Source organism: Bacillus sp. EB01, from assembly GCF_000613125.1.
Lineage (GTDB): Bacteria > Bacillota > Bacilli > Bacillales > Cytobacillaceae > Bacillus_D.
In genome coordinates this window covers 4,218,043-4,244,104 of sequence record NZ_HG964497.1, presented here as the reverse complement: position 1 = coordinate 4,244,104, position 26,062 = coordinate 4,218,043, and the positions used below count along the sequence as shown (strand labels likewise).

Sequence of the window (26,062 nt, the reverse complement as noted above, 5' to 3'; positions counted from 1 at the left end):
AGTGCCAGCACTGCTGGCGATATCATACTGAGAAATATAGGGGGAGAACATGTCAATCTTACCTAAACAAAATGAATTAGGATTTTTTGAAATCCGCCTTGAATCAATTGGCGGCCTGGGGGCCAATCTTGCAGGAAAAATGCTTGCTGAGGCTGGTGTGCTGGGACTTGGCTTGAACGGATCGAATTTCTCATCATACGGATCCGAGAAGAAAGGGTCCCCAGTAAAGAGTTTTATCCGATTTTGTGACCGGGATGTAGAAATCCGTGACCATAGCCCAATTGAACAACCGCATGTTATTGGGGTTTTTCATGAAGCTCTGTATAAAATGGTCGATGTTGTAAGCGGACTCGATGCTGATGGAATTGTCCTCGTCAACTCCGTACGCGATTTTGATGGAATCAGAAAAGACCTTCAGTTTAAATACGGCACACTGGCCATTGTCGACGCCTTAACTATTGCGGTAGAGGAGAAAACGAAGGTAAATACAGCGATGCTCGGGGCGATGTTCCGGATTTGTGATTTTCTGGATCCACAAGCGATGAAAAGTGTAATTAGAAAAACATTTGAAAAAAAATATCCTCACTTAGTCGAGCCGAATATCAGGACATTCGAGCGGGGTTATAATGAGGTTCAATTTAAAGTATACGAAGTGCCTGAAGGAGCAGAAGGCAAAACATTTTCACGGCCGTTGCCACGGCTAGGGTTTATGACTCAGGAGCTTGGAGGTGTCATTTCGGCACCGGCCAACAGCATTCTTAAGGATTTGAGTGGTTCGCGCCAGGGATTTCTGCCGGAATTAAAGCTTGAAAGCTGTATCCACTGTGCACAGTGCGACACGGTCTGCCCTGATTTCTGCTTTGTCTGGGAGAGTGGGCAGGATAAGCGGGGACGTGAGCAAATGTTCCTTAAAGGAATTGATTATCAATATTGCAAGGGCTGCCTGAAGTGTGTTGAAGCATGCCCAACCGATGCATTGGGTGACCTTCGCGAGATGATTGGATATGCGGATTCAAATAGAGTCAAACAGAATTTTCCATATGTAGAGGGGAGGCTTCTATAATGGCCATTTTGGAAGAGGAATTGAAAACAACAGCTAACAAAGAGCAATTATTGACTTTCGAATCAGGAAATGAAATGGCTGCGATGGCGGCTGCCCAAATCAATTATCATATTATGGGATATTTTCCTATTACCCCTTCGACCGAGGTTGCACAATACCTTGATATGATGAAGGCAAGGGGCGAGCACGATATTAAGCTTATTCCAGCAGATGGGGAGCACGGGTCGGCAGGAATTTGCTATGGAGCTGCCGCAACTGGAGCCCGTGTATTTAATGCGACAAGCGCAAATGGATTGCTCTATATGATTGAACAGCTGCCAGTCCAAGCCGGAACTCGCTTCCCTATGGTCATGAACCTCGTTACCAGGGCTGTCAGCGGGCCGCTCGATATTAGGGGAGACCATTCAGATCTTTATTTTGCTTTAAATACTGGCTGGGTAATTCTGACTGCTAGAACACCGCAGGCGGTTTACGATATGAATATCATGGCACTGAAAATAGCGGAGCATTCGAAGGTTCGGCTCCCGGTTATTGTTGCTTATGATGGATTCTTCACCTCTCATCAAAAGCGCAGAGTCCAATATTTCAAGGATCGTGCCACTGTCCAGGAATTCGTTGGTGAATACCCAACAGATTACAATTTTGCAAGAGATCCCAAGAAACCGGTAACCATCGGGGCCCATATGAATGGGGAAGACTTGATGAACAACCACTTCCAGCAATCAGAAGCGAATTATGCTGCTGGAGAAGTGTTCAAGGAAGTAGCATCTCAGTACGCGGAGCTATCAGGAAGGAATTATGAGATTCTTGACCTTTACAAAATGGAAGATGCAGAAGTGGCTCTGTTCCTACTCAATTCCGCAGCTGAGTCAGCCAAGGATGTTGTAGACAGACTAAGGGCCAAGGGCATCAAAGCCGGTGTCATTTCGCCAAACATTATCAGGCCTTTCCCGGCAAAAGAAATGCGTGAGGCTCTAAAAAACGTGAAATCGCTGCTGATTGGAGAACGCGCGGATTCCTATGGCGGCCATGGTCCGAATTTGACACATGAAGTGAAGGCTGCACTACAAGAAGATAGAGAAAATAAAACAATTGTCCTGAGCAGGGTATTCGGACTTGGCGGTAAGGACTTCTATGCGGATGATGCCGAGGCATTTTTTGCAATGGCAATTGATGCAATGGAAAAAGGGATTGCCGAAAAACCATTTGATTATTATGGCATTGTTCCAGGGAATCCGGAAAAGGCGTTAAAGCCAGTAATCGAACCGCAGCATGGCGAAACCTTTAAAACAGGCTTGATTGATGTGAAAATGGATGAAGCAACGGGTAAGCTTAAAGTTAAAATTCCACCTCTGCGGGCATTGGCCGGTAAGCCAAAACGGCTGGGGTCTGGTCATGGAGCCTGCCCGGGCTGCGGGATATTCCCGGGACTTGAGCTTTTCTTTAAGGGCATTGAAGGCGACATTGTCGTTCTTTATCAAACTGGATGTGCGTATGTAACGACAACTGCTTATCCTTATACATCACACAAACAAACGATGATTCATAACTTGTTCCAGAATGGGGCAGCAACCCTGTCTGGTACCGTCGAAGCATTTTTTGAAATGCAGAAGCGGGGAGAAATCAACATCGAGGACGATGTCACTTTCGTTATGATCACTGGTGATGGCGGAATGGATATTGGTATGGGATCGGCTATTGGAACAGCCTTGCGCGGCCATAAGCTTATCATAGTTGAATATGATAATGAAGGCTATATGAATACCGGTTCACAGATGTCCTATTCCACGCCGCTTGGCCATATGACGAGCACAACGAGCATTGGGAAGACCCAGAAAGGGAAAACGTTCCACCACAAAGACACAGCCCAGCTGATGGCGGCTGCGAATATTCCGTACGTATTCACTGGTACTGAGGCATTCCCGCAGGACCTTGTAAAAAAAGGTGCAAAAGCGCAGTGGTACGCCCGGAATGTCGGCACCGTGTATGGTAAGATTTTAATTACATGCCCGCTTAACTGGAAATCCGAGGACCGTTATGGCAGCACGATTATGGAGAAGGCGGTTAACTCTTGCTTTTTCCCGCTATATGAAATTGAGCAGGGAATTACAACGATCACCTACGACCCTGAGGCTAAAAACAAGCGTGTCCCTGCATCAGGATGGCTAAAATACATGGGTAAATCAAAGCATTTATTAAAAGAAGAGAACAAAACGATGCTAGAGTCTTTTGAAGATGAAATTGAACATCGCTGGCAGCGCCTCAAGGCAAAACACGAGCATCCAATGCTTTAAATAAACAAGTTCCATTCGAAAAAGCTGGCCAAGTGGCCAGCTTTTTCTTTTTGCTTCAAAAACCTAGAAATGAATTTTTATTAATATTGACACTTAAATCCTAATTTGATATAAATCTAATTAGACAAATATCAAATTAGGTGGCTGAACACTATGCAATTGGACCGGATTGTTTCGTTTTATAAAACGATGGGTGACCCTACCCGTATCAGAATTACAGTACTTCTTTCTGGTGGGCCGCTGCATGGCCAGGCGATTGCTGGAAAGCTGGGACTAACTCCCCCTACTATTACACACCATTTGAAAAAGCTCCGTGAAGTCGGGATTGTCTATGAACGGCGGGATAAAAATACTATTTATATTTATTTAAATGAATCCATGATCAAGCAGCAGGCGCAGGTTTTGTCACAGCTTTTGGAGAAGAGAGGGGAGGAACAGGTCAAAATGGTCGATACGAGCCTTGAAAAACAGAAAGTAATCAACAACTTCTTCACCAAGGAAGGAAAGTTGAAAAGCATTCCAGCTCAGCGGAAAAAGAAATTGTATGTGTTTGAGCATATCGTCCAGGGTCTGGAAAAAGGGCGCAAATACGAGGAAAAAGAACTGAATGAATATATAAAGAAATTTCACGAAGACTTTGCCACCATCAGGCGGGAATTTATCATAAACCATTATATGTTCAGGGAAAACAGTATTTACGAGTTAAATCCAGAGGAAATGTGGGCTAAATAGAGGGTTTCCATAAACTAATAAACTATATTCATTTGGTTGATATTTTCAATGTTACTTGTCTCCTTGAGTCCTTAATATAAAAAAACAGTTATGAACCTTTGTCGTTTTAAAGCGAAAAAGAGATTGTTTTGTCTTGTTTTGCGATTCTATTTACTTTGTACCAAATCGCTGGCATAATTTTTTAAGTGTTGCATAATTAATATGCAGCTCTAATAGAAATAAGCAGTAATTGGAGGAAGGTTGACGTGTTAGATCAGAGCTGGCAGCCTGAAACGATGATGGGAGAAATACAGGCTAAACGACAATTGATGATTGAATCGGCGAATTTAAGCGGTTTTACTAGTGAAAATACAATTCGATATAGCCAGGAACTTGATGAACTGATTGTAGCTTATCAAAAGGTTAGAAACAGAATGCAAAACCCTGGGCAAGTATTTGGAGACATAACAGGAAGCTGGAATCAGGAAATAGGCTTCATTCTTTCCGCCAGACTTACTAAACAAAATGAGTTGTAAAATTAAATATAGTGGTTAGGGGCGCTGCAAGAGATGCAGGGTCCTTTTGATTTGTTCTTAGCCCCCTGAAAAAATTAAAAAATAGAAACCTATTTTGAACCTTACCCACATAAAAATTATTAATAACTGGGTTTTACTGTGACATATATCATTGTTAATATTTGAATATTTTTTATAGTAATAGTATCGGCAAAATTCTTTTTGTCTATGTTATTCCCGCCACTTGTTTTGCTTTAGATTTTTTACTACTACATCATGTTCAAACCTACACAACCTTCTTTACTGAACCATCACAGAATTCCAGCTTTCAGTTCATTGGTTAGTACTATGCTTGTTTTACGTCACATATATCGTAATACATGCATTTTAATTTTAAAGAAAAAGAAAACGTTTTCATTCTTTGTGAAGGGAAGGGAGTACATGCATATTGTTGTTTGTGTAAAACAAGTGCCAGATACTAAAATCATTAAAATCAACCCTAAGACGAACACGCTTGATCGCCGTAGCGCACCAGCTATTCTAAATCCATACGATGCCCATGCGGTCCAGGAAGCGGTCAAAATCAGGGAATTGACCGGGGGGACAATTTCGGTGCTTTCGATGGGGCCGCCGCAGGCAACTGCAGTCATTAAAAAAAGTATAGAAATTGGTGCTGACAGAGGCTATTTGATAACAGATCGGGCATTTGCAGGGGCGGATACGCTGGCTACAAGCTATGCCTTATCTAAAGCACTTGAGAAGATTAGTAAAGAACTTCCTATCGATCTTGTTATTTGTGGAAAGCATGCAATTGATGGTGACACCGGCCAGGTAGGTCCAGGGATTGCCAGGAGACTTGATATTCCACCGGTTACAAATGTTATTGAAGTCCCAGAGGTCAATATTCCTGAGAAAACAATCCTAATTAAGAGGAAGCAAACAAAAGGGCATGAATTAATCCAAGCCCAGCTTCCATGCCTGTTGACAGTAGAAAAGGAAATTAATGAAATCGAATATTCTCCGCTTCCTAATATGATAAGAGCTGTAAGGTATGAACCTGTAATCTGGGCAGTCAGTGATTTCGATGATGTAGATCGGACCCAGTTAGGCTTAAAAGGTTCACCAACGATTGTTGGAAAGATGTTTTCTCCTCCAAAGCCAGAGGGCGGCAAGAGGATTGAAGGAACACCTGATCAGCAGGTAAGTGAACTTATTAGCCTCCTAATGGAGAAAAAAGAACTTTTACAGCCTAATTCAGCAAACTAAACAACTGTTCTATGAGGATAGGAGGATCGAAATGAATTTGGATGATTACAGAGGAGTATGGGTTTTTATAGAAGCTGCAGATGGGAAAATTGAAGGGGTTTCACTTGAACTGCTTGGAGCAGGCAGACAGCTTGCTGATAAGCTTGAGGTCCCACTTGCCGGGGTGCTGCTTGGGGAAAAGGTTAAGCAGCTTTCATCAACCGTTATTGCTTACGGCGCTGATGAAGTATATGTTATCGACCACCCTGTTTTAAAGCATTACCGGACTGAATCGTTTATGAAGGGCGTAATTATGCTTGCTGAAAAATATAAGCCTGAGATATTCCTGTATGGGGCTACTCCAAATGGGAAGGATCTGGCAAGCGCGGTGGCAACCGACCTTAATACCGGCCTGACAGCCGATACAACAATGCTCGATGCCGATGTATCAAGCAGGCTTCTTGAAGCAAGCAGGCCGGCATTTGGCGGAAATATAATGGCAACCATTCTTTGTAAAAAGCATAGGCCGCAAATGGCAACCGTAAGGCCAAAGGTAATGAAAGCACTTGAGCCCGATACATCAAGGCCAGGCAGAATCATAGAGGAAAGTATTGATCTTTCCGAAGAAGACATGCGTACAAAAGTACTTAAAATTGTGAATGACATAACAAATACTGTAAACCTCGCAGATGCCCATGTTATTGTTTGTGGCGGAAAGGGACTCGGGGATTTCCAAAACTTCCAGATGCTTTACGATCTTGCAGAAACCATTGGCGCTACCGTCGGGGGAACCAGAGATGTTGTTGAAGCCGGCTGGCTGCCGCATTCGCTTCAGATAGGACAAACCGGGGAAACCGTTACACCTAAGATTTATTTTGCCATCGGGGTGTCAGGGGCAATCCAGCACGTTGTTGGCATGAAAAATTCAGAGTTTATCATCGCAATCAACAAGGACCCGAATGCGCCGATTTTTGATGTAGCCACCTATGGGATTGTAGGGGATGCGCTTGAAATAGTACCTAAATTAACTGAACAATTTAAACAGATCCGGAATCAAAAGGGCGGTGAAATCAGTTATGCCTGAAAAGTTTGACGTAATAGTAGTCGGTGCAGGTCCAGCGGGTACCGCATGTGCCTTAGTCTGCGCCAAAAATGGCCTTAATGTGTTACTGATTGAACGAGGCGAATATCCTGGAGCAAAGAATGTTATGGGCGGCGTATTGTATAGAAAACAGACGGAGGAACTTATTCCTGAATTCTGGAAGGAAGCCCCGCTTGAGCGCCCTGTCGTTGAACAAAGATTTTGGATGATGGATAAGGAATCGGTCGTATCTTTTGGCTATAAGGGCTTGGAATGGGCCCAGGAGCCTTACAACAATTTCACGGTCCTTCGTGCCCAATTTGACCAATGGTTTGCTCAAAAGGCGGTCGAGCAGGGAGCATTGCTCATCAATGAAACAGTAGTAACTGAGTGTATTGTGGAAAATGGGAAAGTTGTCGGAGTGCGTACGGACAGACCGGATGGGGATGTTTACGCGGACGTAGTTGTACTGGCCGATGGAGTTAACTCACTGCTTGGCAAACAGCTTGGTTTCCACAAAGAGTTCCGCCCGGACGAAGTGGCCTTGACCGTCATGGAAGTTATCAATCTTCCAAAAGAAAAAATTAACGACCGCTTCAATCTTGAAGGGAACCATGGATGTACAATTGAAATCTTTGGCGACTCAACCAAAGGTAATCTTGGAACTGCATTCTTGTATACAAATAAGGATAGCCTCAACATAGGAGTGGGGACTACCTTATCAAGCATGATAAAAGCAAAATTAAAACCATATGATCTGTTGGATTATTTAAAGACTCACCCGATGGTCAAGCCTATGCTTGAAGGTGGAGAGTCAGCAGAATACCTCGCGCACTTGATTCCGGAAGGCGGCTTCCGTTCTGTGCCTAAGGTTGTGGGCAATGGAGTGGTTGTTGTCGGAGATGCAGCTCAGCTGGTCAATGCAATTCACCGTGAAGGTTCGAATATGGCGATGTATTCCGGAAAGCTGGCTGCTGAGGCAATTATCCAGGCGAAAGCCCGTGGCAATTATAGCCAGGCAAGCCTGAACAGCTATCGTGATGCTTTATACGGAAGTTTTATTATGAAGGATCTGGAAAAGTACAAGGATGCTGCGCATACATTTGAGAAATACCCGCAATATTTCAAGGAATATGTACCGATGATGAATCAGGCCATGAGCAAATTCTTTACGGTTGATGGCACTCCTAAACGTGACAAGCAAAAAGAGATCATGAAGAGCATTACCAGTGAACGAGGTACCTTTAAGGTGCTTCAGGATGTCTATCGCGCATGGAAGGCGGTGAAATAATGTCAACTAAAACCATCGAAGAAAAACAATATCTCCTTCGTTTCAAATGTGATACAAAGTCCCATTTGACAGTTTTGGACTCAGACATTTGCGCGACTAAATGCCCCGACAAACTATGCACAGTATTCTGCCCTGCCGAAGTATATAAGTGGGAAGGAACACGTATGCAGGTTGGCTACGAAGGCTGCCATGAATGCGGCAGCTGCCGGATTGGCTGCCCGTACCAAAATATTAAATGGGAATATCCAAAGGGAGGACACGGAATCGTCTTTAGACTGGCGTAATTCTGTTGAATTCTACGAAAAATAAGACAAAAAGCTGTCCCTGGGGGTCAGCTTTTGTTTGTTTTTCTGGTTTTCGGATTAGCCGAGGTTCTTTAATCCTATGGGCAAAATGATTTGCATGGTCGTTAATAGAAGGACTTGAAGACTCTATGAGCAAAAAATGGTCTATGTGGTCTTCAATAAAAGCACTTGAAGATTCATTAGCAAAAAGCTTCCTCGACCCAAACAGTCCTTGTTTTATATAAAAAGAGTAAAAGAAAGTAATGTTTATATTCCACTATTCACATGCTATGTATAGGAATTCACAATTGAGGTTAAAAAGAGGTGAAGCTTTAAGGGGAACGTGCCAGAGGTCTAACTAATTTTTGTATTTAAATCAAGGGAACAAAGTTCGTCATTCGTTCCGCATTGTTGGTAATGCTGGGCGAGTTCAATTGCGGATTCAATTGCATTAAACAAAGGTGATGAATAATAGGGAGTCTCCCAATTAAATGATCCTTCTGAATCTGCAGTATAAACAACAACTTTCCAGTGGCAATAATCTTCCGGAAGTTCAATTTTTTCTTCCTGCAAGGCGATCAGCCAATGAGTAGGTCCGGAGTTTGTAAGGCAGGAGTCTCTTAATATAGCTGAATCATTTTGGCCTATTTGCAACATTGCTGTTGGGTAAAACTCTCTGTAATATGGAAAATTCATTCTTTGTCCCTCCCTTTAAGGTCTTACCTAAATTATATGTCGTGTCCTTATAGAAATGTTTAAGTAAATGTTAAATTTTTTTGAATATTTAATTCACTCTTGTAAAATGTGGCGATTTTCTGTCGAGTGACATTCATCACAACTATTCATTGCCAATCCCCCTATACTAAAAATAAATCAAAACACTATTTGGAAAGGGGAAAATAAAATGAGTGGGTGTATGAGTTCTTTTGGAGGAATGGGAACAGTCGAATTGTGTGAAGGGTTGCAGCAATTGAAAAGCGAGCATCCTCCTTTACTTGAACAGCTTGAGGGATTGCTAAAGTTGGTTACGCATATTGAAAATGGAGTTGAGGTGACAGAAAACTTTAGTGAACTGACAGTTAAGACACGAAGATTCATTGCGGATCTTGGACCCCATTCAGACAGAGAAGAGGGTGTCCTGTTTGAAATGATGGGTACGTATATCGGCCGAACTTCAGGGCCAATTGCAGTCATGGAATACGAACATGACCGTGCCAAAACCTTGATCGGAAATTATCTCTCCACTACCGAGGCTGAAAATGCAAACTTTACAATGGATGAAATCAATATACTTGCTAAGCAAATCAAGGAAGCATACTATACATTAACAGACCATTTTGCCAAGGAAGAAAATGTACTATTCCCAATGGCACAGCGGATGCTGTCAGAAGAAGAAAAGGCGGAACTTCATCGCCGGATTCAGGAAATTTAAACAGGATTAAATATTAAAATACGAACTAAAGGCTGGACCTATCGCGTTAGCAGATAGGTACCATCCTTTTTTTTAGTTGCAGAGCTGCAACCTAATTATTGATTGATTTCTGAGCCCAATATGATGCTCATAACTGGCTATTGGACACATTTCGCATCAATTTTGGAATCAAAACGATGCCAATACTGGTTATTGGAGACATTTCACATGAAATTTGAGGTCAAAACGATGCCAATACCGGCTATTGGACACATTTCGCATGTATTTAGAGCCCAAAACGATGCCAATACACCGGAGGATTTAGTTGATTGTATTTTTGGTGCTAGGCAGATAGTTTTCCAGATTGAAAATTCCCCATTCAATTTAATTACTAAATACAATTTAACCTAATATTTGAAATATCGGAGTTTGCCCAAAGTATGGTAACCGCTGTGCTTAATCCATGAGGTATACACTTACTACAATCAGGAAAGTGAGAAGGCTTGTTTATGAACCTCCTCACTGTCAATATTGACGGTTACCCATTGTTGGCCCCCTATGAAGGAATTGATATTCCAATTGGATTGTTCTCTGTCAGGAGTTCTTTTATTAAAAGGGAACAAATTGCTTAATTGTAAGAAAAGGCATGGCTGAAGGGCCATGCCTTTTTGCAATATTTAAATCAATCTGCTTTGTTCCATTGTCTGACGTTTTCATCTGGCGGAAGCAAAAGCGCAATAAGCCCCAGCAAAGGAAGGAATCCTAACGCTGTAATCATTTCCGGCAGGCCCGCCCAATCTGCTGCATATCCAAGTCCGACTGATCCAATCGCTCCCATTCCAAATGCAAGGCCGACTGTCAGCCCAGACATGAGGCCGATTTTCCCAGGAACAAGCTCCTGCGCATATACCACCGTTACAGAAAAGCTCGTCATAAGAATAAATCCGTTTAAAAGAAGGCAAAGCAATGCAGCAATAGGAGGGAGGAAAGGGATTGCGATAGAAAATGGGACCGCGGCAAGCATAGATTCGGCTATGACTTTCTTTCTTCCGAAACGGTCGGCTAGCGGACCGCCGAAAAATGTACCAATTGCACCGGCTACAAGAAATGCAAATAGCAAGTACTGGGCTTGCTGAATCGAGAATCCATATTTCTCAATTGCAAAAAACGCATAGAAATTCGTGACTCCAGATATATACCAGGAACGCGCAAAAATTAAAAGTAAAATGAACAATAAAGCAAGCTTTACAGCTTTAGACAGGGGCTTTGAAGGCACTACAGCCGGTTTCTTGCCACCCAAAGCCCTTTTTGCGGTTTCTAGTCTCCCTGAGTACCAGCGTGCAATATAAACGAGTAGAGTGACAGCGATAGCTGCTACAATAGCAAACCAGGCTGCTCCCTTTTGCCCGAAAGGTACAAGCACGAGAGCTGTAATCAATGGAGCCAATGCCTGTCCGGAATTACCGCCTACCTGGTAGATTGATTGTGCAAGCCCCCTTTTAGGCCCGGCTGCCATATAGGCGACCCTTGACCCTTCTGGATGGAAAACAGCGGAACCCAGCCCAATGAAAATAACGGATAGAATGATTAATATAAAATTGGGTGCAAAAGCAAGCCCGAGGACACCAGCCATTGAAGAAGCCAACCCTATTGGAAGGGCATAAGGAAGCGGCCGTTTATCAGTAGCCTGGCCGACAACAGGCTGCATAACAGAAGAAATCATGTTCAGGGAAAATGCAATTAACCCCAATTGGGTAAAATTCAAGCCAAGGGATTTCTCTAGAATTGGAAACATTGCCGGTACAACCGACTGAATCGCATCGTTCAATAAATGGCATATACTAATAACAAACAGAATTTTGTATGTAGTTGCCTCAGGGGTAGTTTGGGTCTTAACAGCTGATGCAGCCTGTGAAGTCATGTCAATACGAACTCCTCTATTAAAATTTTCTATAATTATAGAATAAAACTAAAATCCAAAAGAGGAAACAAATTTTTGTAGTCCCTTGATTTGACAGTGGCTGTCCAATTTATTATAATTATCTTGAATTCGAGATACGTTAATTATACTACAAAGGGTGAATAATATGGAAAAAGACTCTGTTGCACAGTCACTGAAGCTATATATTGTTCTATCAAGGGCTTTTAAAGCGATTAATGAGCAAGTCAACAAGCTTATCCAGGAAAATGGATTAAATCCAACTGAATTTGCTGTCCTAGAACTTCTTTATCATAAAGGTGACCAGCCAATGCAGCAAATTGGAAGTAAAATCTTGATTGCAAGCGGAAGTATAACATATGTTGTTGATAAATTGGAGCAAAAAGGCCTTCTTCAGCGTGTTGCATGTCCTACTGATCGAAGGGTTACATTTGCTGCAATCACAGATAAAGGAAAAGATTTTATTGAAGAGGTATTTCCAAGCCATGAACAAAATATACACGAAATTATGTCCCGTATTTCCGAGGACGAACGCAGCCAGGCAATTGACCTGTTGAAAAAGCTGGGTATTCCATCAGGAAAATACTAAATAACTCAAGCAATAGACGGCAACTAAGCCGTCTATTTTTGTTCCGTTTAGTCAACAAAATGGCTTCGATTCTCGACACCACTTTTTAATACAAAATAGGAATGGCTTCACTTTTGATAATGTATACTATCCAGGAAATTCATTGTATTGCCACAATTGATTTGGAAGTCTATAATTGTTCTGCAAGACTTTTCTGAATATGAAGGAAAAGGGAAGGCTTGTGTCGAAACCAAAGGGTATTATATGGAAAGAAGGGGAGCCATTTGAAATTTGAAGAATATACATACGCTCGTCCTGACATTGACGAAGCGAAACTATCATTCGAAGCGGCCTTAGACGAGTTCAAAGACGCAGCAAGTGCGGATGAGCAGGGACGGATCATGGACAAAATTAATGGATTAAGGAATAAGCTGACAACTATGTTCACGCTTGTTTCAGTACGCCATTCCATTGATACCGAGGATGAATTTTATAAAGAAGAGCAGGATTTTATGGACGAAATTGGCCCTGAGCTTGAAGGGCTTGTCACTAAATACTATGAGGCCTTAACAAGCTCAAACTTCAGGATAGAGCTTGAGGCAAAATGGGGGACACAGTTATTCGCACTAGCGGAAGCTCAGTTAAAAACATTTCAGCCTGACATCATCCCGCTTTTACAAAAGGAAAATAAGCTGGTTTCAGAATATACAAAGCTTGTGGCATCGGCAAAAATTAAATTTGACGGTGAAGAGCTTACACTTGCACAGTTGGATCCTTACACGGAATCCGTAAATCGCGAAACAAGAAAACGCGCCAGTGAAGCCAAATTCGGTTTCTTCAGCAGCAATGAAGAAAGCTTTGACCGTATTTATGATGACCTGGTAAAGGTTAGGACAGAAATTGCCCATAAGCTTGGCTATAAAAACTTTGTTGAACTGGCATACTTCAGGATGTACCGGACAGATTACAATGCAGAGATGGTTGCTGGATTCAGAAAACAAGTCGAGGAGTATATTGTCCCGATTGCTACTAAACTAAAAAAACGCCAGCAGGAACGGATTGGTGTTGATAAGCTCTATTATTATGATGAAGGGTTCAGCTATACTTCCGGGAATCCTGTACCCAAAGGAACCCCTGACTGGATCATTGAAAACGGGCAGAAAATGTATGATGAGCTATCCTCGGAAACGGGTGAATTTTTCCGTTTTATGAGAGGAAATAACTTGATGGACCTTGTTGCCAAGAAGGGCAAGGCTGCCGGCGGCTACTGTACATATGTGGAAGATTACAAGGCGCCATTCATCTTCTCTAACTTCAATGGAACATCGGGGGACATCGATGTGTTGACCCATGAAGCGGGCCATGCATTTCAGGTTTATTCAAGCAGGCACTTCCAAATCCCTGAATATTATTGGCCTACTTATGAAGCCTGTGAAATTCACTCGATGAGCATGGAATTTTTCACTTGGCCATGGATGGAGCTGTTCTTCAAGGAGGATACTGAAAAATACAAGTTCCAGCACCTTGGAGGAGCCCTATTATTCCTGCCATACGGAGTATCCGTGGATGAATTCCAGCATTGGGTATATGAGAATCCAAAGGCTACCCCTGCTGAAAGGAAAGCAAAGTGGCGTGAAATTGAAAAGAAATACCAGCCACACAAGAACTATGAAGAGAATGATTATTTGAACCGAGGCGGATTCTGGCAGAGGCAAGGTCATATCTTCAATTCTCCGTTCTATTATATTGATTACACACTCGCCCAAATTTGCGCATTCCAATTCTGGAAGAGGTCCCAGGAGGATATGGAGTCAGCCTGGAAAGACTATCTCCATCTCTGTTCGCTTGGAGGCAGCCAGTCCTTCCTTGGGCTTGTAAAGGAAGCAGGGCTCATCTCTCCATTCGAGGATGGTTGCGTGGAATCGGTTGTCGACGTAATCGGAAATTGGCTTGATTCAGTCGATGACAAGAAGCTTTAAATAATGTAAAACAGGACCCGGGATTTTTTTCCGGGTCCTTTTCCATCAGGTAATAAATTTATCAGCAGGAACGTGGGAGGAAAAGAGTCAGGAGATGAAAGCGCCTGTCTCTGCGATGATTACTCTCGGGTGCTTCCCTTTGTGGAGCCAAAATCCATTGCACTGTTCATTCAACAAAAAAGAGGCGCCCAAAAGTAACTTTGGGACAGCCTCTAATTGTACTAATTATTCACTTCTACAGCTTTTTCTTTCAGGACGATCTCATCCCCATCAAGAATTGCTTCAATCTTTTTCAAATCCGGCTGATCAAGAATCAAATCAGCAATTTTGTCTTCAAGCTGCTCCTGGATGACCCTCCTCAATGGGCGGGCACCAAATGCCGGATGATAACCAAGTTCGGCTAGTTTGGTTTTAGTTTCCTGAGTGACAGCCAAAGACAGGCTTTGTTCGGCCAGAGTTGCATTTAAATCTGCAATCATCAAGTCAACGATTTGCAGCAAGTCTTCTTTTGCTAGCTGTGTGAATTCTATGATGCTATCAAAGCGGTTCAGGAATTCGGGCTTGAAGTAGCCATCCAAGGATTCGAGCAGCCCGGTTTGTTTGCTTTGCCCGCTGTTACCAAAGCCGACGTGGATTGGCTTGAAACCTGCTCCGGCATTTGTAGTCATAATGATGACTGTGTCCTTGAAGGAGACAGTTCGGCCCTGGCTGTCGGTTAAACGTCCATCCTCCATAATTTGCAGGAACATATGCTGTACATCAGGATGGGCTTTTTCAATTTCATCTAGCAGGATAATGCTGTATGGATTCCTGCGAACCTTCTCGGTAAGTTGGCCAGCTTCCTCAAAGCCGACGTAGCCAGGAGGTGAACCTATAAGCTTTGATACACTGTGTTTTTCCATATATTCGCTCATATCAAGCCTGATCATGGCATCTTTTGTTCCAAATAACTCCTCGGCTAGAGTCTTTGTTAATTCGGTCTTCCCGACACCTGTTGGGCCAGCGAACAGGAATGAGCCAATCGGCCTTTGTTTTGCTTTCAGGCCTGCGCGACTGCGGCGGATGGCCTTAGCAACCTTCTTCACAGCCTCTTTTTGCCCAATGACCTTCCTGCCAATTGATTCTTCAAGATTTTTCAGCATTTGTTGTTCCCCTTCATGCAATTTGCCTACAGGGATACCCGTTTTCTTTTCGATTATAGTTTGAATATTGCTAGCCTCTACTACAGGGCGATTTTTAGGCTGGACTTCATTTAAGAGTTTTTCCAGCTCAGCCTCCTCATCACGCAGCTTAGCGGCTTTTTCATAGTTCTCCTCTTTTAATGCAATTTCTTTTTGAGCAGCGATGTGCTTTAACTTAGCATCAATATCCTCTTTGGAGGAAATGCTGCCAGAAGCCAAGTTTAGCTTGGAACCAGCTTCATCGAGGAGGTCGATCGCCTTATCAGGCAGGAACCGATCCTGGATATACCGGTGTGATAGCTGGACACAAGCTTTGATAGCTTCTTCGGAGAAACTTACTTCATGAAAGGCTTCATATTTAGATTGAATCCCTTTTAGTATTTCAATCGCTGCCTCAACAGATGGCTCATGAACGTGAATTGGCTGGAACCTTCGTTCAAGAGCTGCATCCTTTTCAATTTGGCGATATTCCTTTAGCGTTGTTGCGCCAATTAATTGTAATTCTCCACGGGCAAGTGCAGGTTTGAGGATGTTTCCTGCATCCATTGATCCTTCTGCGGAGCCTGCACCTACAAGCAAGTGTATTTCGTCTATAAACAGAATGATATTTTTGCGTTTTTGAAGCTCTGAGATCATTTGCTTCATACGTTCTTCGAATTGGCCGCGAATACCCGTATTTGCAACAAGCGAAGCCACATCCAGCAAGTAAATTTCCTTGTTTGCCAGTTTCGCAGGGACTTTGCCTTCGGTTATTTTCAAAGCCAGGCCTTCGGCTATAGCGGTTTTACCAACACCCGGTTCACCGATTAGCACTGGATTATTTTTATTTCGTCGGTTCAATATTTCAATAACGCGTTCAACTTCTTCATCACGGCCAATAACAGGGTCAATTAAACCCGCTTTAGCAGCTTGTGACAGATTTCTTCCGTAGCTGTCAAAGAAACCATTGCCACCCTTAGCTTTTTTGGATTCTTGGGCTTGGATAAAGCCTTGGTCAGGGATGTCCTGGCCGCCAAATGGCGGAGTATTAAAGTTAAAGAAAGAAGAAGGTATTCCGGCAGATGGCCCAAAGCTGCTTGCCATTGCCTGACGCTCCTTGGTGTAACAATCCTGGCATAGCATAAAGTCTCTTTTCATACCATTAACATTTATTTTTAACTGAATTGTTGCCTGGTTTTGTTTACATTGTTGGCAAAGCATAGTTCTGCCTCCCTTAAAAGTTTGATTTTGACTAACTTTGATCTTTCGGTTTCTAAGTATACTTTGACCTTCTTTGACTTTCAACTGATTTGCTTAAAAATTTTTATTGAAAAGACACTCCAATTTATGGAATCAGGTTTTTCTTTTAAAGTTTGCAAGGTAGGAATGGTTTGTCCTATTTCCCATATAGTTTAATGGGGAGGGATGTCTCTTTGAAACGGAATTGGACAGGAGCCTTCCAAATCGCCGCTGTTTATGTGGGAACTGTAGTGGGAGCGGGGTTTGCAACTGGAAGGGAAATTGTGGAGTTTTTTTCACGATATGGATTTATTGGGTTCATTGGGATTTTAGTTAGCGGCTACTTGCTTGTTGCGCTTGGATCTAAATTAATGAGGCTCGCTGTCTGGGCAAAAACAGAAACATATGAAGAATTTAATGAATTTTTATTTGGGCGTTCTGCAGCAAAGATAATCAATATCCTTATGCTGCTCATGTTGCTAGGAGTGACCTCAGTGATGATGTCCGGAGCGGGGGCGGTGTTTAAAGAGCAAATCGGTGTGTCAAGCCATTACGGCGTTATTACGACCATTGTTTTGTCGGTAATTGTTATGGCTGTTGGCACAAAAGGCCTTTTTGCTGTAAACACCTTCATTGTACCGGCAATGATTGCTTTCAGTTTGTTTCTTATGATTCTGTCGCTGGATCATCCCGGGTTGAAGGATGCTTTTTTTAAAATGGATGATGATGGAATAAGCTGGAGGGGGTTAATTTCCCCATTTTTATACATTGCCTTTAATCTTGGTCTTTCCCAGGCAGTACTTGTACCGATAGCCGCCGAAGTACGTGATGACTGGACGATTAAATGGGGGGGGATTCTCGGGGGAATAGCACTGACACTCATCTTGTTTTCGAGTCATTTGACTATGGTCATGCTCCCAAACCTTGAAACTTATGAAATCCCAATGGCAGCTGTAATGCTCAGGCTCGCAGCCGGTTTCCATTGGATTTTTGTGGGGATTGTGTATGCAGAGATTTTTACATCTGTCATAGGAAATATTTATGGACTTGAGAGACAGCTAAGAAAATACTTGCCATTGAATACGATGACAATAACTGCCGGAATATTTATCGTATCCTACGCGGCAAGTTTGATTCATTATGGAACACTCTTGTCTTTCCTTTATCCATTATTCGGATACGTTAGCCTAGCTTTTTTAGTGCTGTTATGGGCCAAACCCATGCCTGGAAAAAAGAAATAAATGAAAGTATCCGCCATGATTTAGCAGGGCGGATACTTTAATTTAGTGGCATAAATACAAACAGAAGCAGATCGAAAATCAGATGGGAGACAATGATAAGAGGCATGCTTCTTTTCCATGCATAGAGGAGGCCCCAGGCTATTCCAGATACCAAGGCTGCTAATACAAGCAGGAATTCATGGGAGTAAATGTTTACTGAGGCATACATTACAGAAGAGATAAGGACACTGGCAAGCGGTGACATACTTCTTATTAGCCTCTTTTGAACGAACCCTCTCCAAAATAACTCCTCTCCCGGTGCAGCTATTAGGATGAGTGCGATATATTGCCAAAATTCACTCGGGGCAAACCAGTCATAAAGCTTCGCAATATTGTCCTCAAACGGCAAGCCCAACATTTTGAACAACATGTTTCCTGTATAAAACAAGCCGAATATGAGGAGACCTGAGGCAATCCCCAAAGCCATGTATTGGCCAAAGGATAGTTGGTCATCAACATCTTCCTGCCAAATGGTCCAAATAGTTAAAAATAGCAGAGAAGCAGAAAAGATATACCAAAAAATATCCTTATCCTGAAATGTGAAAAAAAGCAATAAGTGAGCGAGTATAAAACCTGCAAGCAGGCGGTAATCCAGTTTATCCAATAACATATTAAAATGTCATGCTCCTTTCAAACAATGAGCCTATTGTAGCAAAATATAAGGGCTCATGAAAGCACATACCTATTATTATTCTTCCCTTTCTTCTAGGCAGGCATGCAGGTTGGCAATAAATAAGGAAGAAAGTATAGTTGAAGAAAGAAGGGGGAGTCCAATGAAAAGAAGCGCGCTGATACTTGGGGCAACAGGACTGGTCGGTAAGCAGCTCGTCCACGTTTTATCGTCTATGGATGAGTATTCCGAGCTGAGGCTTATGGTTAGAAGAACAGGGGGTTTTACGAACCCAAAAATAAAGGAATACATTATTGATATGAATGAAATGAATCAGCATCCTGAACTCTTTCAAGTGGATGATATATTCTGCTGTTTAGGAACAACAATTAAAAAAGCCGGCTCCCAGGAAGCATTCCGCAAGGTCGATTACACATATCCTATTGAAGCAGCAAGGCTTGGTATTGAATACGGAGCGAAACACTACCTCGTGATCTCCTCTATGGGAGCAAGCAAAGATTCTCCATTTTTCTACAGCAGAGTGAAAGGGGAATTAGAGGAGACGCTAGCTGGCTTGCCTTTTAAATCTGTCTCAATCTTTAGGCCATCCCTCTTAGTTGGAGAAAGGGAGGAATTCAGGTTTGGTGAAAAATTGGCCGAATGGGTGTACCGTCCGTTCGCTGGAATATTGCCTGGAAAACTTAAAAAATATGCACCAGTCGAGGGACGTGTTGTAGCCGCTTCAATGGCCATCACTGCGATTAAACTAAAGAGTGGAGTCAGAATTATAGAGTCCGATGAAATAGCAGGACTGGGAATGGTGAAAAATTAAAAAGCAAAAGCAGCTGGTATGAAGTCCGGCTGCTTTTGCACGTATATTTAATTTGCGCTTTCTCTAATAACTTTATAGTTTTTATGATTAATGACAGTACGCTGGTCCAACTCCAAATCCCGGTAATTGTCCATATAAGTGAGGTCGACGATTACTGAGTTCTCATTTACTTTTTCAACTACTCCTTGAAGTCCTCCGCGGAATTCAATTACATTTCCCACTTCTGCTCTTTTCAACTGTCTCTCTCCTTTATGCTCCCATTTCTACTGGCAACCTTCAGCTGGGTTTCCCCTTGCCATTTAGTAAAAATTTTCTATCTAAAAGATTTTAATAACAGTTTGCACTAAAAAGATAAAAACGTAAAGGCTTTCTTTTTTAAATAATAAGAATTTTTGGCTGGTTGTGTTTAGGTTATGAAATTTCCCTTTCCTCCTACATGACCTTGATGGGTTTCTGCACATTCTGACAGGCTCAGGAAAATCCGCGTATTTGAAGGGAGAACACGCATTTTCCGTTTCATTTATGCCATTTTTAATCCGGTTATTGATTAAATTAGCAGTTATATATATATATTCACTATTTTTCAGAAATTGTTCAAAAAATGGGGAAACTGGACAGAACCTCGAAGGAAGATTATTATTCGGTTAAATAAGGAAAGGGCGGTGATAGTATGACAGAAAATGAAGTAAATGAAATTCTTGACCAGCTTCGAGATGGAGTTCTGGCGGAGTATTATGTAACGAACGAGGACTTTTTGCCATTTAGAACTGTTTTGGTAAACAGAGAGGACTTTAAGCATTTCCGAGGAATTGCCCAACGCGGGGGAGGAGTCATTTATGAATATCAAAGTGAACCGCGCAGTTAATTTGAAAAATAACTCTCCTTTCTAACAATATTGTGACGTGCGAGGCTCATTCAAAAACCGAGTATTAGGTGGTGCAGAAATCAACAAATAAGCACCATGATATAAGAAATGAAAATACGAAAGGGGAAATCTGATATGCGGTTTGAAGGGAAGACCGTAATTGTTACTGGTTCTGCAAACGGCATTGGGAAGGGAATTGCACAGATGTTTGCTGAAGAAGGTGCAAACCTCGCTCTGTCAGATATAGACGTGGAGGCTGGCAAGGCATTTGCCCAAGAATTATCCCGATATCGAGGCGAGGCTGTCTTCTTTGAAACTGATGTAAAAAATGGGGATAGCATTTCTTTGCTAGTGGAGAACACAGTGAAAAAATTTGAAAAAATTGATGTTCTGATTAATAACGCAGGAATATCCAGGTTCAACAATTTTTTTGAGCTTACAGTGGAAGAGTGGGATGAGGTCATCAACACGAATCTCCGCAGCACTTTTTTGTTGTCGCAGTCAACTGCCAGAATGATGAAAGAAAAAGGAGGCGGTAAAATCATTAATATTGCCTCGACCAGAGCATTTATGTCTGAACCGAATACTGAAGCATATTCTGCATCCAAGGGAGGGATTGTAGCCCTGACTCATGCACTTGCCAGGACGCTTGGCCCCTATGGAATTACAGTAAACTCCATAAGCCCCGGCTGGATTGAAACAGTGGACTATGGGGCGCTTTCCGAACGCGACCATAAACAGCATCTAAGCGAACGTGTAGGAAAACCTGATGATATTGCCAGGGCCTGCCTATTTCTTTCTGACCCATTAAATGATTTCATTACCGGCGAAAATTTGACGATTGATGGCGGTATGACAAAAAAGATGATCTATGAGGAATAGACCAGACCAGAAAGTGGTGGATTATACATAGAGGAGTGGGGAATCGAAGGTAAACAAATTTTCCATTTAATATACATAGTAATACAACCTTTTGAAATACTACAGATGCCAGTAGGTTTTAAATAATTTATGCAAATACCTGATTTGTTGACTAATAATCGTAAATTGTATAAGTTAATGAGGGTGAGAAATTGCACTTTTTTGCAACCAATTTGTATAAGGAAAAAGTACATACTTTCCTAATAGTAGGAGTCACCGAAAACATGATATGGTGAATGTCAAGTTTTTCTAAATATCAATTGGGGAATAGTATTATAGCAGCAATATTCTCAAAAAAACAAACCTAAGGAGTTTGATTTACATGGCAGAAAAACAATTCAAAGTAACAGCGGAGACTGGCATCCATGCTAGACCAGCAACACTATTGGTGCAAACTGCAAGCAGATTCGATTCTGATATAAACCTCGAATACAAAGGCAAAAAAGTGAACTTAAAATCTATTATGGGTGTTATGTCATTAGGAATCGGCCAGGGTGCATCCATATCCATTTCAGCTGAAGGTGGAGATTCAGAAGAGGCTCTTCGCACACTTGAAGAAACCTTGAAAAAAGAAGGTTTGGCAGAATAATGGCTTTCCTTCAAGGTATTGCTGCTTCAAATGGAATAGCGATTGCCAAAGCTTACAGGCTGACAGAACCTGATTTTTCATTTTCAAAGGAAACCATTTTGAATCCAGGAACTGAAGTGGAACGTTTTCGTAAAGCCCTCGAGCAGTCAAAGTCCGAGCTTGAACTAATCAGGGACAGAGCCAATGAAACGTTAGGGCCTGATAAAGCCGCAATTTTTGAAGCACACCTGCTTGTCCTGTCTGATCCTGAACTTGTTTCGCCAATTGAGGACAGAATTAGGACTGAAAACGTAAATGCCGAGTTTGCTTTAAATGAGACCGCTAGCATGTTCATTACGATGTTTGAACAAATGGATAATGAATATATGAAAGAAAGGGCTGCCGATATCCGGGATGTTACAAAACGGATACTTGCGAGGCTTCTTGGTGTTCAGCTTCCCAATCCTTCAATGATTGCCGAGGAGGTCATTGTAGTTGGCGAAGATTTAACCCCTTCCGATACAGCACAATTAAATCGTGAATTTGTCAAAGGGTTCACGACCGATATTGGCGGAAGGACATCGCATTCTGCGATTATGGCGCGCTCTCTTGAGATTCCTGCAGTTGTTGGCACAAGAAATGCAACCGATACCATTAACAACGGTGATTTGGTCATTGTCGATGGGCTAAAGGGAGAGGTACATATCAATCCAACCCCGGAACTCGTTCAGGCATATGAGCAGATAAAGGCTGACTATGAAGCACAAAAAGCGGAATGGGCGAAGCTTGTCAACGAGAAGACCGTTACAGCTGATGGCCATGAAGTTGAGTTGGGTGCTAACATAGGAACACCGAAGGATCTTAAAGGCGTTCGGGAAAACGGGGCAGAAGCAGTCGGCTTGTACCGGACTGAATTCCTTTATATGGGCCGCGACCAACTTCCAACCGAAGATGAACAGTTCGAAGCCTATAAAGCTGTCCTCGAAGGCATGGAGGGCCGACCAGTCGTCGTAAGGACACTTGATATTGGCGGAGACAAGGAACTTCCATATTTACAGCTTCCAAAGGAAATGAATCCGTTTCTCGGCTTTAGGGCGATCCGGCTTTGCTTGGAAGAGCAAGGGATTTTCAGGACCCAGCTGAGGGCCCTGCTGCGTGCAAGCTCCTATGGGAACCTGAAAATCATGTTCCCGATGATTGCAACCCTGGATGAATTCCGCCAGGCAAAAGCTATGCTTGAGGAAGAGAAGGCCAAGCTTGCCGAGGAAGGCGCAACCATTTCTGATCGGATAGAGCTGGGAATCATGGTCGAGATTCCTTCCACTGCTGTAATTGCGGATCAATTTGCTAAAGAAGTAGATTTCTTCAGTATTGGTACGAATGATCTGATTCAATACACCATGGCGGCAGACAGGATGAACGAACGGGTATCTTACCTATACCAGCCATACAACCCTGCTATCCTTCGCCTTGTTAAAATGGTGATTGACGCAGCACATGCGGAAGGAAAATGGGCTGGAATGTGCGGAGAAATGGCCGGTGACGAAACAGCCATACCTCTGCTTGTAGGGCTCGGACTCGATGAATTCTCCATGAGTGCTACATCTATCTTAAAAGCTCGGAATCAAATCAAGAAGCTTAAAAAAGCGGAGATGGAAGAGCTGGCTCAAAAAGCATTGTCAATGAGCACAATGGAAGAAGTCATTGCAGCTGTAAAATCTGCCGCGAATTTGTAACACAATTGAAATATAAAAAATGGTTTGGGGGACAAGCTTGCGGGTAAATTACTATCAAGCAACTAGTATGATTTAGTGTAAGCTAATCATTCTCATTTTCCCCCTTTTTGCCGGCTGCATAATGCAGCCGGATTTTTTTTGTACCTGGATTAAATGTGAGAAGGTCAACATAGTCGGTGGGAATATAAGGAAGTGGAGGAAACCTCTTTTTATTAGGAAAGGGTTTACTGTCCTTAGGGAACGGGAATTTTTTCTATGTACACATTAGATAGGAGGCTATTTAAAATGGATAGAAAAAAGATGGTTATGACAACTGTTGGCCTTGGACTTGCTTACTTAATGAGGAACAAGGACTCTCGAGACAAACTGATGGGACAGATGAAATCGCTGGGAACTTCTAAAAAGAAAAACCAGGTAGACACACTCTAAATGAAATGGTACGGACCCCTTCTTTAAACAGAAGGGGTTTTCTCTGTTTGATAGAATGTAATGGAGTATAATAAATAAAAAGATTAAAGGAGGCAGAGCAATGGATTTTAATTTAAAAGGCAAGACTGCGCTTATTGCTGCTTCAAGCCAAGGGCTTGGTTTTGCAATCGCAAGAGAGCTTTTTAAGGAAGGGGCAAATGTCATAATCTCGGGAAGGGAAGAAGACAAGCTTCAGATGCGCTTGGAAGAGCTTAGTGAATTAGGGGATGGAAAGGCAATTTACATACGTGCGGACCTAACGAAGTCGGAGGATATAAGAAACCTGGTTTCCGGTGCTGTAAATGAATTTGGCACTATTGATATCCTTGTCAATAATTCTGGAGGGCCTCCGGCAGGGAGTTTTGAATCATTAGCTGAAGAACAATGGCAGGCGGCATTCGAGTTAAATTTATTATCCTATGTCAGACTTATCGAAAGGGTTTTACCTTATATGAAGGAAAACGGAGGGAAAATCCTGAATATCGCTTCTTCTTCTATCAAGGAACCAATCGCAGGCTTAATATTGTCGAACACATTTAGGGCTGGTATTGTCGGAATGTCAAAGACACTAGCTTCTGAACTTGCACCTTACGGGATTCTAATTAATACAATCGCTCCAGGAAGGATATCGACGGACCGTACGAAACATCTCGATCAGTTCAGAGCAGAAAATCTTGGGGTTGACCTTGAAGCTGTCGAAAGCAATGTGAAAAAGAATATACCGCTTGGGCGGTATGGAACACCTGAGGAATTTGCGAAAGTGGGTGCCTTTTTAGTTTCAGCTGCTAATACCTATATGACAGGACAAGCATTTATTGTTGATGGGGGAATGGTTAAATCTATCTAATTTATTTTCAAATACTGTTTGTTTTTTTATAAATGGGGAAAGACTATCATTGTGCATAATTTGGAGATTGGCACACCCGGAGATGATTGGCTCCGGGTCTTCTTTTTTTCAGAGACATATATCATCGGTATTTTTTTAAATGAAAATCAAACTTTGGATTTCGGCAACCAAACTACAAGATTGGGACTCGCATTTTGTGCGAGTCTTTTTTTGCGCTGTATTGTGAGTTATACGGTATTATAAAGGAAATAGCATGGAAGGGATTGATTATATGTTAACACCAGAAACAACTTCTATAGCGTTTATTGGCACCGGAGTCATGGGTCGTAGCATGGCCAGCCATTTGTTAAAGGGCGGTTATAAAGTTACTGTATATAACAGGACGAAGGAAAAAGCCGAAAGCCTGCTTGAAAAAGGGGCAACCTGGGCGGATAGCCCTGGGGAGGCAGCCCGGGGGGCAAATGTGGTTTTTACAATTGTCGGATATCCTCATGATGTTGAAGAAGTGTACCTAAGTTCTGGAGGAATCATGGATAATGCAGAAGAAGGCACTTATTTTGTTGATATGACAACATCTACACCATCGCTTGCTGCCAAGCTTTATGAGGAAGCGAAAAAGCGCGGGATGCATTCCCTTGATGCCCCGGTTTCTGGTGGGGACATTGGGGCTCGTGATGCGCGGCTGGCTGTCATGGTTGGCGGTGATGAAGAAGCCTTCCTTGCAGTAAAACCCTTGCTTGAATTGCTTGGAACAAACATTGTCTATCAGGGCAACGCTGGTGCAGGGCAGCACACGAAAATGTGTAATCAGATTGCCATCGCTTCGACGATGATGGGTGTTGCAGAAGCAATGGTTTATGCCAAAAAAGCCGGCCTCGATCCGGAAAATGTATTAAAGAGCATTTCTACAGGTGCAGCAGGAAGCTGGAATCTCTCAAATCTTGCACCTAAAATGCTAAAAGGAGATTTTGAACCAGGCTTCTACATAAAGCATTTTATCAAAGACATGAGAATTGCCCTCGAGGAAGCTGAAAAAATGGGGATGGATGCCCCGGCACTTTCCCTCGCTAAATCTTTATATGAACAGCTTGCGGAACAGGGAGAAGAAAACAGCGGAACGCAGGCGCTTTATAAATACTGGGCATAACATCTCTT

Annotated in this window: 26 protein-coding genes; 21 read left to right on the top strand and 5 right to left on the bottom strand. The window is 42.5% G+C overall.

Annotated elements, in window-relative coordinates:
- Positions 1 to 49: 49 nt before the first annotated feature.
- The 8 genes from TY16_RS19830 to TY16_RS19795 all read left to right on the top strand — a co-directional run bounded on the left by TY16_RS19830 (position 50) and on the right by TY16_RS19795 (position 8,484).
- Positions 50 to 1,063 carry a 2-oxoacid:acceptor oxidoreductase family protein gene (locus TY16_RS19830; protein ID WP_043933528.1) on the top strand — a complete coding sequence of 338 codons (1,014 nt, stop codon included), beginning with the start codon at positions 50 to 52 and terminating at the stop codon, positions 1,061 to 1,063.
- Positions 1,063 to 3,357, top strand: coding sequence for a thiamine pyrophosphate-dependent enzyme (locus TY16_RS19825; protein ID WP_043933527.1), 2,295 nt, complete (start codon positions 1,063 to 1,065; stop codon positions 3,355 to 3,357). The genes TY16_RS19830 and TY16_RS19825 overlap by 1 nt, the downstream gene beginning before the upstream one ends.
- A 153-nt stretch (positions 3,358 to 3,510) precedes the next feature.
- Positions 3,511 to 4,089, top strand: coding sequence for a DUF2087 domain-containing protein (locus TY16_RS19820; protein ID WP_043933526.1), 579 nt, complete (start codon positions 3,511 to 3,513; stop codon positions 4,087 to 4,089).
- A 245-nt stretch (positions 4,090 to 4,334) separates the two neighbouring features.
- Positions 4,335 to 4,604 carry an aspartyl-phosphate phosphatase Spo0E family protein gene (locus TY16_RS25385; protein WP_052342802.1) on the top strand — a complete coding sequence of 90 codons (270 nt, stop codon included), beginning with the start codon at positions 4,335 to 4,337 and terminating at the stop codon, positions 4,602 to 4,604.
- A gap of 420 nt (positions 4,605 to 5,024) precedes the next feature.
- Positions 5,025 to 5,849, top strand: coding sequence for an electron transfer flavoprotein subunit beta/FixA family protein (locus tag TY16_RS19810; RefSeq protein WP_043933525.1), 825 nt, complete (start codon positions 5,025 to 5,027; stop codon positions 5,847 to 5,849).
- 31 nt (positions 5,850 to 5,880) lie between these two features.
- A complete protein-coding gene (locus TY16_RS19805; RefSeq protein WP_043933524.1) occupies positions 5,881 to 6,912 on the top strand; it encodes an electron transfer flavoprotein subunit alpha/FixB family protein in 1,032 nt (343 codons plus the stop codon).
- On the top strand, positions 6,905 to 8,200 hold the full coding sequence (locus TY16_RS19800) for an FAD-dependent oxidoreductase (RefSeq protein ID WP_043933523.1): 1,296 nt from the start codon (positions 6,905 to 6,907) through the stop codon (positions 8,198 to 8,200). The genes TY16_RS19805 and TY16_RS19800 overlap by 8 nt, the downstream gene beginning before the upstream one ends.
- Positions 8,200 to 8,484, top strand: coding sequence for a ferredoxin family protein (locus TY16_RS19795; protein ID WP_043934855.1), 285 nt, complete (start codon positions 8,200 to 8,202; stop codon positions 8,482 to 8,484). The genes TY16_RS19800 and TY16_RS19795 overlap by 1 nt, the downstream gene beginning before the upstream one ends.
- Positions 8,485 to 8,838: 354 nt before the next feature.
- On the opposite strand, the gene TY16_RS19790 is transcribed toward TY16_RS19795, so the two are convergent.
- Complete coding sequence (locus tag TY16_RS19790) at positions 8,839 to 9,180, bottom strand: hypothetical protein (RefSeq protein ID WP_043933522.1); 342 nt, start codon at positions 9,178 to 9,180, stop codon at positions 8,839 to 8,841.
- Positions 9,181 to 9,388: 208 nt separating this feature from the next.
- On the opposite strand from TY16_RS19790, the gene TY16_RS19785 reads away from it, so the two are divergent.
- Both TY16_RS19785 and TY16_RS19780 read left to right on the top strand, forming a co-directional pair.
- Positions 9,389 to 9,916: a hemerythrin domain-containing protein gene (locus TY16_RS19785; protein ID WP_231505652.1), complete on the top strand. Its 528-nt coding sequence runs from the start codon at positions 9,389 to 9,391 to the stop codon at positions 9,914 to 9,916.
- Positions 9,917 to 10,123: 207 nt separating this feature from the next.
- A complete protein-coding gene (locus TY16_RS19780; protein ID WP_043933521.1) occupies positions 10,124 to 10,306 on the top strand; it encodes a hypothetical protein in 183 nt (60 codons plus the stop codon).
- Between the two features lie 271 nt (positions 10,307 to 10,577).
- Here the strand turns inward: TY16_RS19780 and TY16_RS19775 are convergent, their stop codons facing one another.
- Positions 10,578 to 11,816, bottom strand: coding sequence for an MFS transporter (locus TY16_RS19775; protein WP_043933520.1), 1,239 nt, complete (start codon positions 11,814 to 11,816; stop codon positions 10,578 to 10,580).
- A gap of 166 nt (positions 11,817 to 11,982) precedes the next feature.
- Here TY16_RS19775 and TY16_RS19770 point away from each other — a divergent pair, with 166 nt between their 5' ends.
- Together TY16_RS19770 and TY16_RS19765 are read left to right on the top strand one after the other, a co-directional pair.
- On the top strand, positions 11,983 to 12,423 hold the full coding sequence (locus TY16_RS19770; RefSeq protein WP_043933519.1) for a MarR family winged helix-turn-helix transcriptional regulator: 441 nt from the start codon (positions 11,983 to 11,985) through the stop codon (positions 12,421 to 12,423).
- A 263-nt stretch (positions 12,424 to 12,686) separates the two neighbouring features.
- Entirely contained in the window at positions 12,687 to 14,381 is a 1,695-nt protein-coding gene (locus TY16_RS19765; RefSeq protein WP_043933518.1) for a M3 family oligoendopeptidase, read from the top strand.
- A gap of 221 nt (positions 14,382 to 14,602) precedes the next feature.
- On the opposite strand, the gene TY16_RS19760 is transcribed toward TY16_RS19765, so the two are convergent.
- Positions 14,603 to 16,762: an ATP-dependent Clp protease ATP-binding subunit gene (locus TY16_RS19760; RefSeq protein WP_043933517.1), complete on the bottom strand. Its 2,160-nt coding sequence runs from the start codon at positions 16,760 to 16,762 to the stop codon at positions 14,603 to 14,605.
- Between the two features lie 212 nt (positions 16,763 to 16,974).
- Between TY16_RS19760 and TY16_RS19755 the strand changes: the two genes are divergently transcribed.
- Positions 16,975 to 18,021 (top strand): YkvI family membrane protein, encoded by a 1,047-nt coding sequence (locus tag TY16_RS19755; protein WP_043933516.1) that lies wholly within the window; start codon positions 16,975 to 16,977, stop codon positions 18,019 to 18,021.
- Positions 18,022 to 18,058: 37 nt separating this feature from the next.
- On the opposite strand, the gene TY16_RS19750 is transcribed toward TY16_RS19755, so the two are convergent.
- Entirely contained in the window at positions 18,059 to 18,670 is a 612-nt protein-coding gene (locus tag TY16_RS19750) for a CPBP family intramembrane glutamic endopeptidase (protein WP_043933515.1), read from the bottom strand.
- 163 nt (positions 18,671 to 18,833) lie between these two features.
- On the opposite strand from TY16_RS19750, the gene TY16_RS19745 reads away from it, so the two are divergent.
- The gene (locus TY16_RS19745; RefSeq protein ID WP_043933514.1) at positions 18,834 to 19,502 is read left to right on the top strand and encodes an oxidoreductase; all 669 of its coding nucleotides are present in this window, start codon (positions 18,834 to 18,836) and stop codon (positions 19,500 to 19,502) included.
- 47 nt (positions 19,503 to 19,549) lie between these two features.
- On the opposite strand, the gene TY16_RS19740 is transcribed toward TY16_RS19745, so the two are convergent.
- Positions 19,550 to 19,738, bottom strand: coding sequence for a YkvS family protein (locus TY16_RS19740; RefSeq protein ID WP_043933513.1), 189 nt, complete (start codon positions 19,736 to 19,738; stop codon positions 19,550 to 19,552).
- Between the two features lie 434 nt (positions 19,739 to 20,172).
- Between TY16_RS19740 and TY16_RS19735 the strand changes: the two genes are divergently transcribed.
- The 7 genes from TY16_RS19735 (at position 20,173) to TY16_RS19710 (ending at position 26,054) form a co-directional block, all read left to right on the top strand.
- On the top strand, positions 20,173 to 20,367 hold the full coding sequence (locus TY16_RS19735; protein WP_043933512.1) for a hypothetical protein: 195 nt from the start codon (positions 20,173 to 20,175) through the stop codon (positions 20,365 to 20,367).
- 135 nt (positions 20,368 to 20,502) lie between these two features.
- Positions 20,503 to 21,249 (top strand): SDR family NAD(P)-dependent oxidoreductase, encoded by a 747-nt coding sequence (locus tag TY16_RS19730; protein WP_043933511.1) that lies wholly within the window; start codon positions 20,503 to 20,505, stop codon positions 21,247 to 21,249.
- A 361-nt stretch (positions 21,250 to 21,610) separates the two neighbouring features.
- On the top strand, positions 21,611 to 21,877 hold the full coding sequence (locus TY16_RS19725) for a phosphocarrier protein HPr (protein ID WP_043933510.1): 267 nt from the start codon (positions 21,611 to 21,613) through the stop codon (positions 21,875 to 21,877).
- A complete protein-coding gene (gene ptsP, locus TY16_RS19720; RefSeq protein ID WP_043933509.1) occupies positions 21,877 to 23,592 on the top strand; it encodes a phosphoenolpyruvate--protein phosphotransferase in 1,716 nt (571 codons plus the stop codon). Before TY16_RS19725 ends, ptsP begins: the two co-directional genes overlap by 1 nt.
- Positions 23,593 to 23,877: 285 nt before the next feature.
- Complete coding sequence (locus TY16_RS26665) at positions 23,878 to 24,021, top strand: hypothetical protein (RefSeq protein ID WP_197028425.1); 144 nt, start codon at positions 23,878 to 23,880, stop codon at positions 24,019 to 24,021.
- Positions 24,022 to 24,121: 100 nt separating this feature from the next.
- Positions 24,122 to 24,907, top strand: coding sequence for an SDR family oxidoreductase (locus TY16_RS19715; protein WP_043933508.1), 786 nt, complete (start codon positions 24,122 to 24,124; stop codon positions 24,905 to 24,907).
- A gap of 271 nt (positions 24,908 to 25,178) precedes the next feature.
- On the top strand, positions 25,179 to 26,054 hold the full coding sequence (locus tag TY16_RS19710) for an NAD(P)-dependent oxidoreductase (protein ID WP_043934853.1): 876 nt from the start codon (positions 25,179 to 25,181) through the stop codon (positions 26,052 to 26,054).
- Positions 26,055 to 26,062 lie beyond the last annotated feature (8 nt).